The sequence below is a fragment of the Stenotrophomonas sp. genome, assembly GCF_032056425.1.
Lineage (GTDB): Bacteria > Pseudomonadota > Gammaproteobacteria > Xanthomonadales > Xanthomonadaceae > Stenotrophomonas.
This window is the reverse complement of the sequence record NZ_DAMBCN010000031.1, coordinates 1-16,023: the sequence shown is the minus strand read 5'-3', so window position 1 is coordinate 16,023 and position 16,023 is coordinate 1. Positions and strand designations below refer to the sequence as shown.

Annotated in this window: 15 protein-coding genes; 7 read left to right on the top strand and 8 right to left on the bottom strand. The window is 68.3% G+C overall.

Annotated features, from left to right (window positions below):
• Nucleotides 1-20: 20 nt before the first annotated feature.
• Nucleotides 21-2,135, top strand: coding sequence for a glycosyl hydrolase family 18 protein (locus RTY46_RS17270; protein ID WP_312709928.1), 2,115 nt, complete (start codon nt 21-23; stop codon nt 2,133-2,135).
• 86 nt (nt 2,136-2,221) lie between these two features.
• On the opposite strand, the gene RTY46_RS17265 is transcribed toward RTY46_RS17270, so the two are convergent.
• Entirely contained in the window at nt 2,222-3,004 is a 783-nt protein-coding gene (locus RTY46_RS17265) for a DsbC family protein (protein ID WP_312709927.1), read from the bottom strand.
• Nucleotides 3,005-3,091: 87 nt separating this feature from the next.
• Complete coding sequence (gene xerD / locus RTY46_RS17260; RefSeq protein WP_312709926.1) at nt 3,092-4,069, bottom strand: site-specific tyrosine recombinase XerD; 978 nt, start codon at nt 4,067-4,069, stop codon at nt 3,092-3,094.
• 56 nt (nt 4,070-4,125) lie between these two features.
• Between xerD and RTY46_RS17255 the strand changes: the two genes are divergently transcribed.
• Nucleotides 4,126-4,617, top strand: a complete 492-nt coding sequence (locus tag RTY46_RS17255) for an RDD family protein (RefSeq protein WP_312709923.1) — start codon at nt 4,126-4,128, stop codon at nt 4,615-4,617.
• A gap of 43 nt (nt 4,618-4,660) precedes the next feature.
• Here RTY46_RS17255 and RTY46_RS17250 read toward each other — a convergent pair whose 3' ends face one another.
• From RTY46_RS17250 to lptF, 3 genes are all read right to left on the bottom strand, one after another.
• Nucleotides 4,661-5,518: a hypothetical protein gene (locus RTY46_RS17250; RefSeq protein ID WP_312709921.1), complete on the bottom strand. Its 858-nt coding sequence runs from the start codon at nt 5,516-5,518 to the stop codon at nt 4,661-4,663.
• A gap of 61 nt (nt 5,519-5,579) precedes the next feature.
• Nucleotides 5,580-6,680, bottom strand: coding sequence for an LPS export ABC transporter permease LptG (gene lptG / locus RTY46_RS17245; protein WP_312709919.1), 1,101 nt, complete (start codon nt 6,678-6,680; stop codon nt 5,580-5,582).
• Complete coding sequence (gene lptF, locus RTY46_RS17240; RefSeq protein WP_312709917.1) at nt 6,677-7,759, bottom strand: LPS export ABC transporter permease LptF; 1,083 nt, start codon at nt 7,757-7,759, stop codon at nt 6,677-6,679. Before lptF ends, lptG begins: the two co-directional genes overlap by 4 nt.
• 104 nt (nt 7,760-7,863) lie before the next feature.
• Between lptF and RTY46_RS17235 the strand changes: the two genes are divergently transcribed.
• The 4 genes from RTY46_RS17235 (at nt 7,864) to RTY46_RS17220 (ending at nt 13,693) form a co-directional block, all read left to right on the top strand.
• Nucleotides 7,864-9,342, top strand: coding sequence for a leucyl aminopeptidase (locus RTY46_RS17235; protein WP_312709916.1), 1,479 nt, complete (start codon nt 7,864-7,866; stop codon nt 9,340-9,342).
• Between the two features lie 96 nt (nt 9,343-9,438).
• Entirely contained in the window at nt 9,439-9,864 is a 426-nt protein-coding gene (locus RTY46_RS17230; RefSeq protein ID WP_108745936.1) for a DNA polymerase III subunit chi, read from the top strand.
• A gap of 72 nt (nt 9,865-9,936) precedes the next feature.
• Nucleotides 9,937-12,765 (top strand): valine--tRNA ligase, encoded by a 2,829-nt coding sequence (locus RTY46_RS17225; protein WP_312709915.1) that lies wholly within the window; start codon nt 9,937-9,939, stop codon nt 12,763-12,765.
• Nucleotides 12,766-12,865: 100 nt separating this feature from the next.
• Nucleotides 12,866-13,693: an EamA family transporter gene (locus tag RTY46_RS17220; protein WP_312709914.1), complete on the top strand. Its 828-nt coding sequence runs from the start codon at nt 12,866-12,868 to the stop codon at nt 13,691-13,693.
• 32 nt (nt 13,694-13,725) lie between these two features.
• Here RTY46_RS17220 and rimI read toward each other — a convergent pair whose 3' ends face one another.
• From rimI to pssA, 3 genes are read right to left on the bottom strand one after another with little or no spacing between them, the layout of a single operon-like run.
• Nucleotides 13,726-14,223: a ribosomal protein S18-alanine N-acetyltransferase gene (gene rimI / locus RTY46_RS17215; protein WP_312709913.1), complete on the bottom strand. Its 498-nt coding sequence runs from the start codon at nt 14,221-14,223 to the stop codon at nt 13,726-13,728.
• Nucleotides 14,220-14,729 (bottom strand): hypothetical protein, encoded by a 510-nt coding sequence (locus RTY46_RS17210; RefSeq protein WP_312709912.1) that lies wholly within the window; start codon nt 14,727-14,729, stop codon nt 14,220-14,222. Before RTY46_RS17210 ends, rimI begins: the two co-directional genes overlap by 4 nt.
• On the bottom strand, nt 14,726-15,502 hold the full coding sequence (pssA, locus tag RTY46_RS17205) for a CDP-diacylglycerol--serine O-phosphatidyltransferase (protein ID WP_312709911.1): 777 nt from the start codon (nt 15,500-15,502) through the stop codon (nt 14,726-14,728). Before pssA ends, RTY46_RS17210 begins: the two co-directional genes overlap by 4 nt.
• Before the next feature lie 80 nt (nt 15,503-15,582).
• Here pssA and RTY46_RS17200 point away from each other — a divergent pair, with 80 nt between their 5' ends.
• Complete coding sequence (locus tag RTY46_RS17200) at nt 15,583-15,960, top strand: DUF4124 domain-containing protein (protein ID WP_312709910.1); 378 nt, start codon at nt 15,583-15,585, stop codon at nt 15,958-15,960.
• Nucleotides 15,961-16,023: the final 63 nt, after the last annotated feature.

Here is a 16,023-nt window from a genome sequence, read left to right as displayed (position 1 = left end):
TGGTCGATCGGAGACACACCATGTACGACACGTTTGTGCAGAGTGCCGATGTACGCAGTGCCGAACCTTCCCCCCGCCGCTGTCGCCCGCGCCGCCTGGCCTGGCTGCTGGCCCTGGCCGCCGGGGCCACCGCCCTGCCCGGCCTGGCCCAGGCCGCCAGCTGCGCCGGCGTGGCCGAGTGGGACCAGGCCAGAATCTACCGGGCCGGCGACACCCTGCAGAAGGGAGGGGTCCTGTACCGGGCCAACCAGGACATCTGGAACGCGCCGCCGGACCATCCGGCCGGGGCGCCCTACTACACCAATCTGGGTGCCTGTGATGGCAGCGGCGCCAACCAGCCACCGGTGGTCAGCCTGACCTCCCCGGCCAATGGCGCCAGCTTCAGCGCTGGCAGCACGATCACGGTCAGCGCCACCGCCAGCGACGCCGACGGCAACGTCAGCAAGGTCGAGTTCTTCCGCGATGGCAGCTCGATCGGGGTGGACACCAGCGCGCCGTACAGCGCCAGCTGGGCCAACGCCAGCGCCGGCAGCCACACCCTGCGTGCGGTCGCCACCGACAACAACAACGCCACCACCAGCACCGCCACGATCACCATCACGGTGAACGCCGCCAGCGGCGATACCACCGCGCCCAGCGTGCCCGGCGGCCTGGCGGTAGGCACGCGCACGGCCAGCAGCATCGCGCTCAGCTGGAGCCCGTCCACCGACAACACCGGCGGCAGCGGCGTAGCGGGCTACGACGTCTACCGCAACGGCAGCCTGGTCGGCTCGCCGTCCAGCGCCAGTTACGTCGATGGCGGCCTGACCGCTTCCACCACTTACAGCTACCGCGTGCGGGCCCGCGACAACGCCGGCAACGCGTCGGCCCAGGGCACGGCGATCAGCGCCAGCACCCTGGCCGACAGCGGCGGCGGCACCGGCAAGCGGGTCATCGGCTACTTCACCCAGTGGGGCATCTATGGCCGCAACTACCGGGTGAAGAACATCGACAGCAGCGGCTCGGCCGCCCGCCTCACCCACATCAACTACGCCTTCGGCAACGTACGCAACAACCGCTGCGAAGTGGGCGTCACCCAGGCCTCCGATCCGAACACGGGCGTGGGCGGCGATGCCTTCGCCGACTACACCAAGGCCTTCGGTGCGGGCGAAAGCGTGAGCGGCAGCGCCGACACCTGGGACCAGCCGCTGCGCGGCAACTGGAACCAGCTGAAGCAGCTGAAGGCGAAGCATCCCAACGTGAAGGTGCTGATCTCGCTGGGCGGCTGGACCTGGTCGCGTGGTTTCTCCAGCGCCGCACAGCCGGCCAACCGGCAGGCGTTCGTGGCCTCGTGCATCGATGCCTACATCAAGGGCAACCTGCCGGTCACCGACGGCGCCGGCGGCACCGGTGCGGCACTGGGTGTGTTCGACGGCATCGACATCGACTGGGAATACCCGGTGGCGTGTGGGCTGGCCTGCGGCACGCCCGAGGACAACGCCAACTTCACCGCGCTGCTGGCCGAGTTCCGCCGTCAGCTGGATGCGGTGCGCCCCGGGCTGCTGCTGACCGTAGCCGTGGGTGCCGGCATCGACAAGGTGCGGGTGACCGACCCGGCCGCATACCACCCGTACCTGGACTACATCAATGTGATGACCTACGACTTCCACGGCGCTTGGGATGCGAAGACCAATCACCACTCGGCGCTGTTCGATTCGCCGAACGATCCGTCCACCGGGGATACCGCGCTGTACAACAGCAACGATGCGATCGAGGCGTTCATCAGCCGCGGCGTACCGGCGGCCAAGCTGAACCTGGGCATCGGCTACTACGGGCGCGGCTGGACCGGCGTGGCCAACGCCAACAACGGTCTGTACCAGACCGCCAGCGGCGCGGCACCGGGCACCTACGAAGCCGGCATTGAAGACTGGAAGGTGCTGAAGAACCTGGCCTGGTCCAGCTACACCGACAACACTGCCGGTGCCACCTGGATCTACAACGGCAGCACGCTGTGGAGCTTCGACACCCCAGCCAACATCACCCGCAAGATGGGGTACGTGAAGACCCAGGGCCTGGGCGGCGCGTTCGTCTGGGAATTCAGTGGCGACGATGCACAGGGCACGCTGACCAAGGCGGTCAGTGATGGCCTGAAATAAGGAAAACGTGCGACATCCGCCGGGCATGGCCCGGCGCTACCAACGCGATCCACGGTAGCGCCGGGTCACGCCCGGCGGCATTGCAATCAGCGCTTGGCCGACAGCTTTTCCAGTGCGGCGCGCAGCTGTGCCGGCGGCAGGTACCCGCCCAGCTGGGTGCCATCGGGCGCGAAGATGGCCGGGGTACCGTTCACGCCCAGCTGCTGACCCAGTGCGTACTGCATGGCCACCGGATTGGTGCAGTTCTTGGCCGGCACGCTGCCGCCACGCTTGGCGTTGGTCAGCGCCTGGCGGCGATCGGCCGCGCACCAGACCGAGATCATGTCGGTGTAATCCTTGCTGCCCAGCCCCATGCGCGGAAACGCCAGGTATTCGACGGTGATGCCGTTGCGGTTGAGCTCGGCAATGTCCTGGTGCAGCTTGCGGCAGTAACCGCATTCAATATCCGTGAACACGCTGATGGTGTACTTGGCGTTCGGTGCAGCGAACACGATGCGATCGCCGTGGTTGGCCTTGGCCAGCAGGCCCCGCCGGTAATCGAGCAGCCCCGCGCTGTTGGCCGGGCCGCGCGCCTGGGTGTCATAGGGCTGCGACTGGAACAGGTAACGGCCGTCATCGGATACGTACAGCAACTGGCCCGACACCAGCACTTCGCGGAAGCCGGGGAACGGCGCGGCGCCGATGTAGTCGATGGTGAACCCCGGGTTCAGCGCCGACAGCGCGGTGCGCACCGCCTGTTCGGCAGCCGGGTTGGCCGCGGCCGGGCGCGCAGGCGCGACCGCAGGCGCCTTGTTGGCAGGCGGCGCGGGCTGTGCACAGGCTGTCAGGCTGAGCGCGCTGAACACGGCGGCGATGGCGAATCGGAGCATGGAGCAACCTGCTGGGAAGATGACTTCCGATTCTGACACAGGCCCAGCAGTGGCACCGCGATGGCGTGCACACACCCGCACGCAGGTTCAGCCGCGCGGGTGGTGGCGGGCGTGCAGTTGCTGCAGGTGCTCGCGCGCCACCAGCGTGTAGATCTGGGTGGTGGACAGTGAGCTGTGGCCCAGCAGCATCTGCAGCGCGCGCAGGTCCGCACCGCGGTTCAGCAGGTGGGTGGCGAAGCTGTGGCGCAGGCCGTGCGGGCTGATCCGCGCCGGGTCGATACCGGCCACCTGCGCATGCCGCTTGACCAGGTGCCAGAACGCCTGCCGGGTCAGCGCATGCAGGGCCGGTTCGATGAACAGCGGCGTCTGCCCGTCGGCAAGCGCCTGCACCCTGCCCTTGCCGACCATCTGCGGGCGGGCATCCTGCAGGTAGCGCTCGAGCCAGTGCTGCGATTCCTCGCCCAGCGGCACCAGACGCTCCTTGCTGCCCTTGCCGGTCACCCGCAGCACGCCCTGGCGCAGGTTCACGGCCGTGGCCGGCAACAGCACCAGCTCGCTCACGCGCAGGCCCGCGGCGTACATCAGTTCCAGCATGGCGCGGTCACGCAGGCCCAGCGGGCTGTCGATATCCGGGGCCGCCAGCAGCGCATCGATCTGGCTTTCGGCCAGCGCCTTGGGCAGCAGGCGCGGCAGCTTGGGCGGGTCCAGCAGTGCGCTGGGATCTTCACTACGCTCGCCACGGCGCACGCCATCGGCGAAGAAGGCGCGCAGCGCGGACAGCAGACGGGCATTGCTGCGCGGCGACCAGCCATGGCGCGTGCGCCAGGCCAGGTAGTCGAACAGGCCCGGACGCTCCACCCCGGCCAGCCCGCCATCGCGGCCATCCAGCCAGCGCGCCAGGCCCTCAAGATCACGCCGGTAGCTGTCCAGGGTGGCGCGCGCCAGGCCATTCTCGGCCCAGGCCGCATCCAGAAAACGCTGGATGCGCACGCTGTCGTCGGCGCGCGGTTCGGGCAGTTGCCGGACCAGCTGGCGACGCTCGGCGGGGGTGGAAACTACGGCCATGCGCGCAGGATACGTGGGCCGCTGCGGGCAGGGCCAGCTTTGCGTATGCTCGGCGCATGTCCAGCCCCGCCAGTGAAACGGCCACCGTGGCCGCGCCCGCGTCCGATCGCCCACGCCCGCTGCTGCTGTGGCGCCTGCTGGCCCTGTTCTACGATCTGTGGCCAGTGCTGGCGCTGTGGATGCTGGCCGGCACGGTGTTCACCGTGGCCTATACGATCAGCGGTCATGCGCAGCGCGAGAACATCGCGCCGTTCAGTGCCTGGCAGTGGCTGCTGTGGGCGGTGTGCTGGGGCATCACCGGCGCCTATGCCACGGCCAGCTGGCGGCGTGGCGGGCAGACGCTGGGCATGCGTCCGTGGCGGCTGAAACTGGAAACGCGCGACGGCACGCCGCTGCAGCGCGGCCAGCTGTGGCGGCGCTTCACCGTCGGCACGCTGTCGCTGCTGCTGGGCGGGCTCGGCTTCTGGTGGGCGTGGGTCGACCGCGAGCGCCTGACCTGGCATGACCGCGCCAGTGGCACCCGCATGGTGCGGGTGCCGAAGCGCTGAAAGAATCCGCCGGGCATGGCCCGGCGCTACCACCGCACGCGGGTCAGGCGTCGGGCAGGATCACCGCCGGCTGCGCCCACAGCTCGAAGAACTGCGACGAGAACGCGCTGGCTTTCACCTCGTCTGGCACCGGAAGCGTGCCGTTGAGTTTTCCCTGCGCCTTGGCGAAGTCCTGCCACAGCTTCAGGCTGGCCTTCTTCAGGCGCTTCTGCTCACCCGCATCGGACGCGGCCAGGTACTGCGCGTACAGGTCGCGCATCGGCTTGCCCTGTTGCTCGAACGCGGCCGGAAGCTCCGGCAGGCTGGCGGCCGTGAACGCGACCGTCGCCTGCGGCGGCTGGTAGCCATTGGGGCCGAAGGCCGCCCGCAGATCGTCCTCGGCGTCCAGATAGGTAAAGAAGCCAGGCACGTTGTACAGCTTGGTGCGGTAGTCGGAAGAGGTTTCCGGGCCGTTGGATACCACCGTGGTCGGCAGTTCGCCCAGCAGGCCCACATCCCAACGGCGTGGAATGAACAGACCCGTCACCTTCTCGTACGGACCGTCGATCACCACGTCATTCAGTTCCACCTTCGATGCCAGGCCGCCGGAGTTGGTCCTGGCAGTCACGTACTGCTCGGTGACGACCACGTACTCGCCCAGCGTCGGATTGATCAGGCCACCGATGCCATCGGCATAGACCACCATGCGCACCGTACCGATCTTCTCGCTCTGCAACCGGTACTGGCCGGGCTCCAGGGTGATCGGCACCGTCGTATGCGCCGGAATGACGTGCTGCTGCGCGTCGATGGCCAGGGTGACCGGCGTGTCGGTGGGGTTGTCGATCTCGAAGTCGATCGGGCGGCTGCAACCGGCCAGCAGCAAGAGGGCGGCAACAGCCGGAACCAGACGTTTGAAGAACACGTTCATCCTTGAAGTGAAGCAACGGGCGCCGCATGCGCCCGCGCGGTGACTACAGACGACGCTACCTGCGCCGGAACAACCAACCGGACACTGCCAGCATGACGATGGGCGGCAGCGCGTAGGCAATCCGGTAATCGAATTTCAGCGCACCGGCCATGCGGCCGAAGAACAACTGCAGCAGCCAGAAGCCCAGTGCGAACAGGATGCCCAGGAACAGGCGCTTGCCCATGCCGCCGCTGCGCAGCGAACCGAAGGCGAACGGCACCGCCGCCAGGCACAGCGCCAGCACGTTCACCGGGTAGAACCAGCGGCTCCAGTACACATCCTCGAAATCACGCGCATCCAGGCCGTTGCGTTCGCGGTAGGCAATGCTGTTGCTCAGCTCGGACACGCTCAGGTTGCGCGGCTTGGCAATGCCGGTGGCCAGTGCGCCGGCATCCAGCTTTGAATTCCACGGCTCACGGGCCACTTCCTGGCGGGTGGCCGAGCGTTCGCCGAAGGTATCGCGGCGCACCCCGGTCAGGACCCAGCCGTCCTTGTCGTGCTCGGCGGTGGCAGCATGGGTGAGCGAGGCAATCCGGCCGTCTTCGGCGATCTGGTACAGGCGAACGTCACGCAGGATCAGCCGCGTGCCCTTCTCGCCCACCAGCTGCTCTTCACCACTGGCAGCATTGAGGAAGGTATCGCCCTCGCGCGCCCACATGCCCGAATAGCGGGCCACGGCGATGTCGGTGCCCCACTTGGCACTCATCTTCAGCGTATCGGCGCGGTTCTGCCCCCACGGGCCCAGGGTCTCGGCGCTGATCACCATCAGCCCGGTCAGCAGCGACAGGGCAATGGCCACCGACACGCTCAGGCGCTTGCGCGACAGGCCCAGCGCCCGCAGTGCGGTCAGCTCGGAGGTGGCGGCCAGCTGGCCCAGCCCCATCAGCGCGCCGATCACCGCGGCGGTGGGGAAGAAGGTGTAGGCACGGCGGGGCACGGTGTACAGCACCCACGCGGCGGCATGGCCCAACGAATAGCCGTTCTTGCCGATGTCCTTGAACTCACCGGAGAAGGCCATCACCACGTCCAGGCCGGTCAGCACCGCCCAGGTGAGCAGCACGGTGGTGAACACCGCCCGGCCCAGGTAGAAATCGAAACGCATCGGGCGCAGCTTCATGCGCGGCCTCCCTTCGGGCGGGCCAGGCGGCCATCGCGCACGTACATCCAGATGGCGAACGCCAGCAGCGGCAGGGTCAGCCACCACAGCCCCAGCGCGCCGGGAATCTTGCCGTCGGCAATCCAGCCGGCGCCGATGAAGGTCAGGTTGGTGCCCACCATGTAAGCCAGCAGGGCCAGCATCATGCGTCCGTAACGCTGCTGGCGCGGCGAACTGCGGCCCAGCGGCACGGTCAGCAGGGCGAAGGCCAGCGCGATCAGCGGCGGCGCCAGGCGGCGGTGCAGCTGGGCCTGGGCCTCGGGACGGTCATCGCCGATCAGCTTCAGGGTCGACATCAGTTCCGGATCGTCATCCTTGCGCGCCTCGCTGCCATCGGGCAGGGCCACATCATTGCGGGCAAAGGTGGCCAAACGGTAATCCAGCGCACCGGCCAGCGGGCCTTCCAGCTGGTGGCCATCGTCCAGTTCCAGGAAGCGCTGGCGGTCGCCTTCGAAGTACATGCGCCCACCGGCTGCCGATACCACCTCCAGCCGGTCGTCCTTCTGCCGCTGCAGGAACACCTTGCCCAGCTGGGTGCCGTCGGGCGAGATCGAGGACAGGTAGACCACCCCGCCATTGGACAGCGGGGTGAAGCGGCCCGGCTCCAGCCCGGCCATCAGCACGCTGCGGTTGGCGTCCTGGATCATCTGTTCCGCCGTGCGGCCGGCCCAGGGGCCCAGCCACAGCGAACAGGCGCCCACCAGCAGCACCACCGGCACCACCAGCATCAGCAGCGGCCGCAGCAGGCGCTTGGGGCCCACGCCGATGGCGGTGATCACCGCCATTTCCGAATCGCGGTAGAGCCGGGCAATGGCCAGCAGCAGCCCCAGCATCAGCGCCAGCGGCAGGATCAGCGGCATGTAGGCGATGAACTGCAGGCCCAGCTGCGAGAACAGCAGCTTGGCCGGCAGGCGTCCGTCGGCGATGTTGCCGAGGATGTCCACCAGCACGCCGCCCACGCTGACCACCAGCAGGACGATCAGGGTAGCCAGGAAACTCTGGACGAAATCGCCCAGCAGGTATCGGTCGAGCTTCAGCATGGGGCGGTGGTTTAAACTCTGGGGTTCGTTCGCGGTGCCGCCCAGTCTACTGTCTGGGCGTAAACGGCCTGCGATTGTACGGACTCGCCAATGGAATCTGCTCAATGGCCCTCGAATTCACCCTGAACCACCTCGCTCCGGCTGCCGCCACCGTTGACTGCCTGGTGGTCGGCGCCTATGCCGACCACAGCCTGACCCCGGCCGCGCAGGCCCTGGACGCCGCCAGTGGCGGCCGCCTGGCGGCCCTGGCCCAGCGCGGCGACCTGTCCGGCAAGACCGGCGCCACCACCCTGCTGCACGACCTGCCGGGCGTGACCGCCCCGCGCGTGCTGGTGGTCGGCCTGGGCGATGCCGCCCGTTTCGGCGTGCCGCAGTACCTGAAGGCCGTTGGCGACGCCGTGCGCGCGCTCAAGGCCGGCGCCGCCCGCAGCGCGCTGTTCACCCTGTCCGAAGTGGCCATCAAGGACCGCGACGCGGCCTGGGCGATCCGCCAGGCGGTGATCGCCGCCGATCACGCTGCCTACCGCTACACCGCTACCCTGGGCAAGAAGAAGACCGACGATGCCGGTCTGGCCCAGCTGGCCATTGCCGGTGACGACGCCCAGGCCCTGGCCCAGGGCCAGGCCATCGCTGCCGGCGTCGAGTTCGCCCGCGAGCTGGGCAACCTGCCGCCGAACTACTGCACCCCGGCCTACCTGGCTGAAGTGGGCGTGAAGTTCGCCGGTGAGCACGAGGGTGCCGAGGCCGAAATCCTCGACGAGACCCAGATGGAAGCGCTGGGCATGGGCTCGCTGCTGGCCGTGGCCCGCGGTTCGGCCAACCGCCCGCGCCTGGTGGTGCTGAAGTGGACCGGCGCCGCCGATGCCAAGCCCTACGTGCTGGTCGGCAAGGGCATCACCTTCGATACCGGTGGCGTGAACCTGAAGACCCAGGGCGGCATCGAGGAAATGAAGTACGACATGTGCGGTGGCGCCAACGTCATCGGCACCTTCGTTGCGGCCGTGAAGGCCAAGCTGCCGCTGAACCTGGTGGTGGTCGTGCCGGCCGTGGAAAACGCCATCGACGGCAACGCCTACCGCCCGTCCGACGTAATCACCTCGATGTCGGGCAAGACCATCGAAGTGGGCAACACCGACGCCGAAGGCCGCCTGATCCTGTGCGATGCGCTGACCTACGCCCAGCGCTTCGAGCCGCAGGCCCTGGTCGACGTGGCCACCCTTACTGGCGCCTGCATGGTTGCCCTGGGCCACCAGACCGCCGGCCTGATGAGCAAGCACGACGACCTGGCCAACGAACTGCTGGCCGCCGGCGAGCACGTGTTCGACCGCGCCTGGCGCCTGCCGCTGTGGGACGAGTACCAGCCGATGCTGGATTCGACCTTCGCCGACGTCTACAACATCGGCGGCCGCTGGGCCGGCGCCATCACCGCCGGCTGCTTCCTGTCGCGCTTCGCCGAAGGGCAGCGCTGGGCGCACCTGGACATCGCCGGCGTGGCCAGCGACGAAGGCAAGCGCGGCATGGCCACCGGTCGCCCGGTGGGCCTGCTCAGCCAGTGGCTGCTGGACCAGGTCGCCCGCGCCTGATGCCGTACCTGCCCCTGGCCGGCGCCCGCCGGCCGGGGCATCCTCCGGCCTGCCCCCGCCCGGCATGCCGGGCCCCTGCCCGACCCGGACACTGCCATGCCCCGCGCTGATTTCTACCTGATCGCCAAGCCCCGCTTCCTGACCGAGCCCCTGCGCCTGGTCTGCGAGCTGGCGCGCAAGGCCAACGACGCCGGGCTGCCCGCCCTGGTGCTGGCCCGCGACCAGGCCCAGGCCGAAGAACTGGACGAACTGCTCTGGTCCTTCGACGAAGATGCCTACATCCCGCACCAGATCGTGGGCGAGGACGTGGACGAGGAAGAGGCCGTGGTGCTGATTTCCATCCCCGGTGACGAAGCGCCGATGCGCCCGCTGGTCATCAACCTGCGCGACGAACCCTGGCTGGGCCAGTGCGAGCGCGTGCTGGAAGTGGTGCCGGCCGACCCGGAAGCGCGCGAACCGCTGCGCGAGCGCTGGCGCCAGTACAAGACCGCCGGCTACGACCTGAACAAGCACGACATGTAAGGCCGCGCCGGCCCCCTTGATGGGCCGCAGCCGCGCCCTGATCCTTCAACGATTACCTCCTGGTTCCCCCGCATGACCCAACTCGCCTCCAGCTACGACCCGACGTCCTTCGAGACCGACCTCTACAAGGCCTGGGAAGACGCCGGCCACTTCAAGCCGTCCGGCCAGGGTGAGCCCTACACCATCCTGCTGCCGCCGCCGAACGTGACCGGCACCCTGCACATGGGCCATGCCTTCCAGCAGACCCTGATGGATGCGCTGGTGCGCTACCACCGCATGCGCGGCTACGACACGCTGTGGCAGGTCGGTACCGACCACGCCGGCATCGCCACCGAAATGGTGGTCAGCCGCAACCTGGCGCTGGAAGGCAAGGGCGAGACCCGCGATTCGCTGGGCCGCGAAGGCTTCATCGGCAAGGTGTGGGAGTGGAAGCAGCAGTCCGGCGACACCATCGAACGGCAGATGCGCCGCCTCGGTACCTCGGCCGACTGGTCGCGCAGCACCTTCACCATGGACCCGCAGCCGTCCGAAGCGGTGATCGAGGCCTTCGTGCGCTGGCACGAACAGGGCCTGATCTACCGTGGCCAGCGCCTGGTGAACTGGGATCCGGTGCTGAAGACCGCCATTTCCGACCTGGAAGTAGAGAGCGCCGAGGAAGACGGCTTCCTGTGGTCGATCGCCTACACGCTGGACGAAGGCCTGAGCTACGAGCACGTCGAGCGCGATGCCGACGGCGTGGAAACCCTGCGCGAAACCCGCGATTACCTGGTGGTGGCCACCACCCGCCCGGAGACCCTGCTGGGCGACACCGCGGTGATGGTGCACCCGGAAGACGAGCGCTATGCGCACCTGATCGGCAAGCAGGTGGTGCTGCCGCTGACCGGCCGCCGCGTGCCGGTGATCGCCGATGACTACGTGGACCGCGCGTTCGGTACCGGCGTGGTCAAGGTCACCCCGGCGCACGACTTCAACGATTACCAGGTGGGCGTGCGCCACAACCTGCCGATGATCAACCTATTCACCCCGGTGGCCGCGCTGAATGAAAATGCGCCCAAACGCTTCCAGGGCATGGACCGCTACGAAGCGCGCAAGGCCGTGCTGGGCGAACTGGAAGACCTGGGCATCCTGGTCGAGACCAAGGCGCACAAGCTGCAGGTGCCGCGCGGTGACCGTACCGGCCAGGTGATCGAGCCCTACCTGACCGACCAGTGGTTCGTGAAGATGGACGAGCTGGCACGTCGTGGCCTGGAGCTGGTCGAGAACGGCTCGATCGGCTTCGTGCCGCCGAACTGGATCAATACCTACCGCCACTGGATGACCAACATCCAGGATTGGTGCATCAGCCGCCAGCTGTGGTGGGGCCACCGCATCCCGGCCTGGTTCGATGCCGCCACCGGCAGCTGCTACGTCGGCCGCAGCGAAGACGAAGTGCGCGCGAAGAACAACCTGGGCAGCGACGTGGTGCTGAGCCAGGAAAGCGACGTGCTGGAAACCTGGTTCTCCTCGCAGATCTGGCCGTTCTCGACCCTGGGCTGGCCGAACGCGCAGGCCATGGCCGAGCGTGGTTTCGACCGCTACCTGCCGTCGTCGGTGCTGGTCACCGGCTTCGACATCATCTTCTTCTGGGTGGCGCGCATGATCATGGCCACCGACAACCTGACCGGGAAGATCCCGTTCAAGGACGTCTACTTCACCGGCCTGATCCGCGACGGCCAGGGCCAGAAGATGTCCAAGAGCAAGGGCAACGTGCTCGACCCGCTGGACATCATCGACGGCATCAGCATCGACGACCTGGTGGCCAAGCGCACCGGCGGCCTGATGCAGCCGAAGATGGTGGAGAAGATCGAAAAGGCCACCCGCAAGGAGTTCCCGGACGGCATTGCCGCCCACGGCGCCGACGCGCTGCGCTTCACCATCGCCGCGCTGGCCACCCACGGTCGCGACATCAAGTTCGACATGAACCGCGCCGAGGGCTACAAGAACTTCTGCAACAAGCTGTGGAACGCCAGCCGCTTCACCCTGATGAACACCGAGGGTGCCGCGTTCAACGGCGTGCCGACGCCGCGTACGGATGCCGAGCGCTGGATCCTGGCGCGCCTGGCCGCCGTGTCCGCCGAGGCACAGGGCCACTACGCCAACTACCGCTTCGACCTGCTGGCGCAGTGCCTGTACGAGTTCGCCTGGAACGAGTTCTGCGACTGGTTCCTGGAACTGAGCAAGCCAGCACTGAACGGTGCCGACGCAGCTGATGCGCACAGCACCCGCCACACCCTGCTGTACGTGCTGGAAGCGCTGCTGCGCCTGCTGCACCCGCTCACCCCGTTCATCACCGAACAGCTGTGGCAGCAGCTGGCCCCGCGCCTGGGCCTAGCCGAAACCACGCTGTCGCTGCGCCCGTACCCGACCGCCGACGAATTCGCCGGTGATTTCGCCCAGGCCGAGGCCGACGTGGAATGGCTGAAGGCCGTGATCAGTGCCGTGCGCCGCGTGCGCAGTGAACTGAACGTGGCCCCGTCCAAGCTGGTGCCGTTGCGCCTGCAGGCCGGTCTGGCGCAGGACCGCGTGCGCATCGAACGGTTCAGCGCCTCGCTGTCGTTCCTGCTGAAGCTGGACAGCATCCAGTGGCTGGGCGAAGGCGAAAGCGCACCGCCGGCAGCGGCCGCGATTGTGGGTGAGCTGAAGCTGCTGGTGCCGCTGGAAGGCCTGGTCGACCTGGATGCCGAACGCGCGCGCCTGGACAAGGAGATCAAGCGCGTGGAAGGCGAGAAGGAAAAGAGCGAAACCAAGCTGGCCAAGTTCACCGACAAGGTGCCGCCGGCCGTGGTCGAGCAGGAACGCGTGCGCCTGGTGGATTGGAACAACCAGCTGGCCGGCCTGCAGGAACAGCGCGCGAAGCTGTAACTGCCGGGGTATCCCGCCGGGCATGGCCCGGCGCTACCGCGAATGGAAACGCCGGGCACTGCCCGGCGTTTCCGTTTCGGCCGCATGGCATCATCGGGCAATGCCGCTTTCCATTTTCCTGCTGGTGCTGGCCGCTGCTGCGCTGCATGCCAGCTGGAACGCGATCGTCAAACGCGGGCCGGACAAATTCCTTGGTACGGTGCTGGTCACCGGCAGTGCCGCGCTGCTTTCAGCTGCTGCCCTGCCCTTCCTGCCCATGCCCGCGGCGGGCAGCTGGCCTTGGCTGGCGGCATCGGTGCTGATGCAGGTGACCTATTACGGTCTGGTCGCTCGCTGCTACCAGCAGGTGGACATGAGCCTGGCCTACCCGCTGATGCGTGGCTGCGCGCCGATCCTGGTCGCATTGGTCGGCAGCCTGTTCGGCCAGTCGCTGCCGCCGGCGGCATGGCTGGGCGTGGTGCTGGTCAGCACCGGCATCCTGTGCATGGCACTGGGTGCGCGCGGCGGCCAGCTCCGGCTGCCCCTGCTGACGGCGCTGATGATCGCCACCTACACGCTGGTCGATGCGCACGGCGCGCGCCAGTCCGGCAGCGCGCTGGCCTACACACTGTGGCTGTTCCTGCTGTCGGGCATCCCCCTGTCGGCGTGGGCGCTGTACACGCGTCGCCGTGCGGTACTGGCCTATGCGCGCCAGCAGTGGCCACTGGGCGTGGCCGGGGGCTTGGGCACCACCGCGTCCTATGCGATGGCGCTGTGGGCGATGACCCAGGTGCCGGTAGCGATGGTGTCGGCGCTGCGCGAATCGTCGATCCTGTTCGCGCTACTGATCTCGGTGTTCGTGCTGCGCGAACGCGTGCCGCGCGCACGATGGCTGGCGGCCGGGTTGATCGTGGGCGGGGTGCTGGCACTGCGGTTGGCACCCGGGTAGCGCCGGGCCATGCCCGGCGAGCGCAGCGGCAACTACAGCGGCGGCATGACCTGCACGTCGTCAGCCACCAGCTCGATGGCCATCACCAGCGCGTCCTCGCGGCCCTGCGCCGCCGGGTAATAACGCGGGCGCCGGCCAATCTCGTTGAAGCCTTCGCTGTGGTACAGGCGCAGCGCCGGCGTGTTCGACGGCCGCACTTCCAGGAACACGCGCTGCGCGCCACGGTTGCGCGCCATCTCGATCAGGGCACGCAGCAGCTGCCGGCCCAGACCGCGCGACTGCACCAGCGGATCGATGCAGATGTTGAGCACGTGCGCCTCATCGGCGGCCAGGCTGAGCACGCCGTAACCGATCAGCAGACCGTCCTGTTCCATCGCCAGGCCGGGATACCCGGCACGCAGGCAATCCAGGAAAATGCCGCGCGTCCACGGATACGGGTACCCGCGCAGTTCGATTGCCATGACGGCATTCAGGTCGTTCTCGCGCAGCGCGCGCAGGCTGACCGGCCCTGGCTGGGCGACCGTACTCATGGCGTGCCCCGCTTGCGCAGCGCGCGCAGTTGCGGCCACAGCGCGCGCTTGGCGGCCGGATCGCGGCGCAGGGTGTCCAGCGGCCAGCTGTCCATCAGGGCCTGGGTGGCCGGGTCATTCGGGTTGCAACCGGAGGCACGCAACAGTGCGATCTGCAGACGGTCGGGCAACCGCACCGCTGGCTGCCGCGCATTGCTGGACGACAGCGGCCGCGCAGCGGCCGGCGCGGTGTCCGGTGCTGCCACCGGTGGCGGCCGACGCGGCGCAGCCGGGCGTGCTTCGCGCGGCTCGAAGGGAACATCCGCGGTATCGGCCTGAACCACACGTGGCGCGTGCCGCGCCGGCCCGGCAGCAGGCGCAGCCGCCGCGTCAGCCTCGGCCACACTCAACTGCAGGGCTGCATCCAGCTCGGCGGCCAGCTGGCCGTCGTGGAACACGGTGTAGCCCATGGCCTGCAGCCAAGCCTGCTGGGCCGGTGACCACAGCACGGGCAGGTCCTGGCTCACGCGGCCTCGGGCTTCTTGCGCAGGCGCTGCACCGCCCACATCACCGGGCCGGACAACGCGTACAACAGGCCCACCGCCAACAGCACGCGTGGCAGGTCGATCACTGCAATGGCGATGGCGATGGGGACCAGGGCCAGCACCAGGAACGGCACGCGGTCAGAGCGGGTGCCCTTGGCCGCGCCGCCCTTGAAGCTCCAGAAGCGCACCCGGCTGACCATCAGCAGGGCCGCCACCACGGTGACCGCCAGCGCCACGTAGCGCAGCTGGTCGCCGCTCCAGCCCAGGGTGCCATCGGCGAAGGCCCAGACAAAGGACATCATCAATCCGGCCGCCGCCGGGCTGGCCAGGCCAACGAACCAGCGCTTGTCGACCACGGCCACCTGGGTATTGAAGCGGGCCAGGCGCAGCGCTGCGCAGGCCGCGTACAGGAAGGCCACGGCCCAACCGAGGCGGCCGGCCAGTTCGCCATCCAGTTTCAGCTCGGACAGCGACCAGTGGTACATCACCAGCGCCGGGGCCATGCCGAAGCTGACCAGGTCGGCCAGCGAGTCGTACTGCACGCCGAATTCGCTGCTGGTACCGGTCAGTCGCGCCACGCGCCCGTCCAGGCCATCCATCACCGCCGCCACGAACACGGCAATGGCCGCATTGACGAACTGGTCGTTGGCCGCGGCGATGATCGCGTAGAAGCCGGAGAACAGACCGGCAGTGGTGAACAGGTTGGGCAGCAGGTAAATCGTGCGCGAACGCGGCGGCGGTGTGATCGGGTCCATGGAATCCAGTTTAATCGACTTGCCAGCGGTCGGCGCCAATGCTGCAATCGGCGTTCTACGCCCATTCTGTGGAGTTTGCCATGCGTGCCCTGCCCTGCCTTGGTTTCCTGCTGCTGTTGGCCACGGCCACGGCCACGGCTGGCCCGGTCTACAAGTGGAAGGACGCCAAGGGCGTGACCCAGTATTCGGAAACGCCGCCGGCCGGGGCGAAATACGAAACCCGCGAGCAGGCACGCAGCCCGCAGGCCCCGGCGGCGCCCGCTGCGGAAGCCGCCCCGGTACCTGAGCAATGCACCACCGCGCGCGCCAACCTGACCCTGCTGGAGGGCAGCGGCCCGGTGATGCAGGACACCGACGGCGATGGCAAGGCCGACACCGCGCTGACCCCGGAACAGCGCAGCGCACAGAAGGGTCTGGCCGAAGCGGCCATCAAGGCGTACTGCCCCCCGGCCGGTTGAGGGGGGTTCGGCAGGGCTTGCAGCCCTGCACCTGCTGTAGAGTCGAGCCATGCTCGACTGAAG

Coding starts and splice junctions, on each gene's coding strand:
- RTY46_RS17270 (WP_312709928.1), top strand. CDS start 21: ATGTACGACACGTTTGTGCAGAGTGCCGATGTACGCAGTGCCGAACCT.
- RTY46_RS17265 (WP_312709927.1), bottom strand. CDS start 3,004: ATGCTCCGATTCGCCATCGCCGCCGTGTTCAGCGCGCTCAGCCTGACA.
- xerD (WP_312709926.1), bottom strand. CDS start 4,069: ATGGCCGTAGTTTCCACCCCCGCCGAGCGTCGCCAGCTGGTCCGGCAA.
- RTY46_RS17255 (WP_312709923.1), top strand. CDS start 4,126: ATGTCCAGCCCCGCCAGTGAAACGGCCACCGTGGCCGCGCCCGCGTCC.
- lptG (WP_312709919.1), bottom strand. CDS start 6,680: ATGAAGCTGCGCCCGATGCGTTTCGATTTCTACCTGGGCCGGGCGGTG.
- lptF (WP_312709917.1), bottom strand. CDS start 7,759: ATGCTGAAGCTCGACCGATACCTGCTGGGCGATTTCGTCCAGAGTTTC.
- RTY46_RS17235 (WP_312709916.1), top strand. CDS start 7,864: ATGGCCCTCGAATTCACCCTGAACCACCTCGCTCCGGCTGCCGCCACC.
- RTY46_RS17230 (WP_108745936.1), top strand. CDS start 9,439: ATGCCCCGCGCTGATTTCTACCTGATCGCCAAGCCCCGCTTCCTGACC.
- RTY46_RS17225 (WP_312709915.1), top strand. CDS start 9,937: ATGACCCAACTCGCCTCCAGCTACGACCCGACGTCCTTCGAGACCGAC.
- RTY46_RS17220 (WP_312709914.1), top strand. CDS start 12,866: ATGCCGCTTTCCATTTTCCTGCTGGTGCTGGCCGCTGCTGCGCTGCAT.
- rimI (WP_312709913.1), bottom strand. CDS start 14,223: ATGAGTACGGTCGCCCAGCCAGGGCCGGTCAGCCTGCGCGCGCTGCGC.
- pssA (WP_312709911.1), bottom strand. CDS start 15,502: ATGGACCCGATCACACCGCCGCCGCGTTCGCGCACGATTTACCTGCTG.
- RTY46_RS17200 (WP_312709910.1), top strand. CDS start 15,583: ATGCGTGCCCTGCCCTGCCTTGGTTTCCTGCTGCTGTTGGCCACGGCC.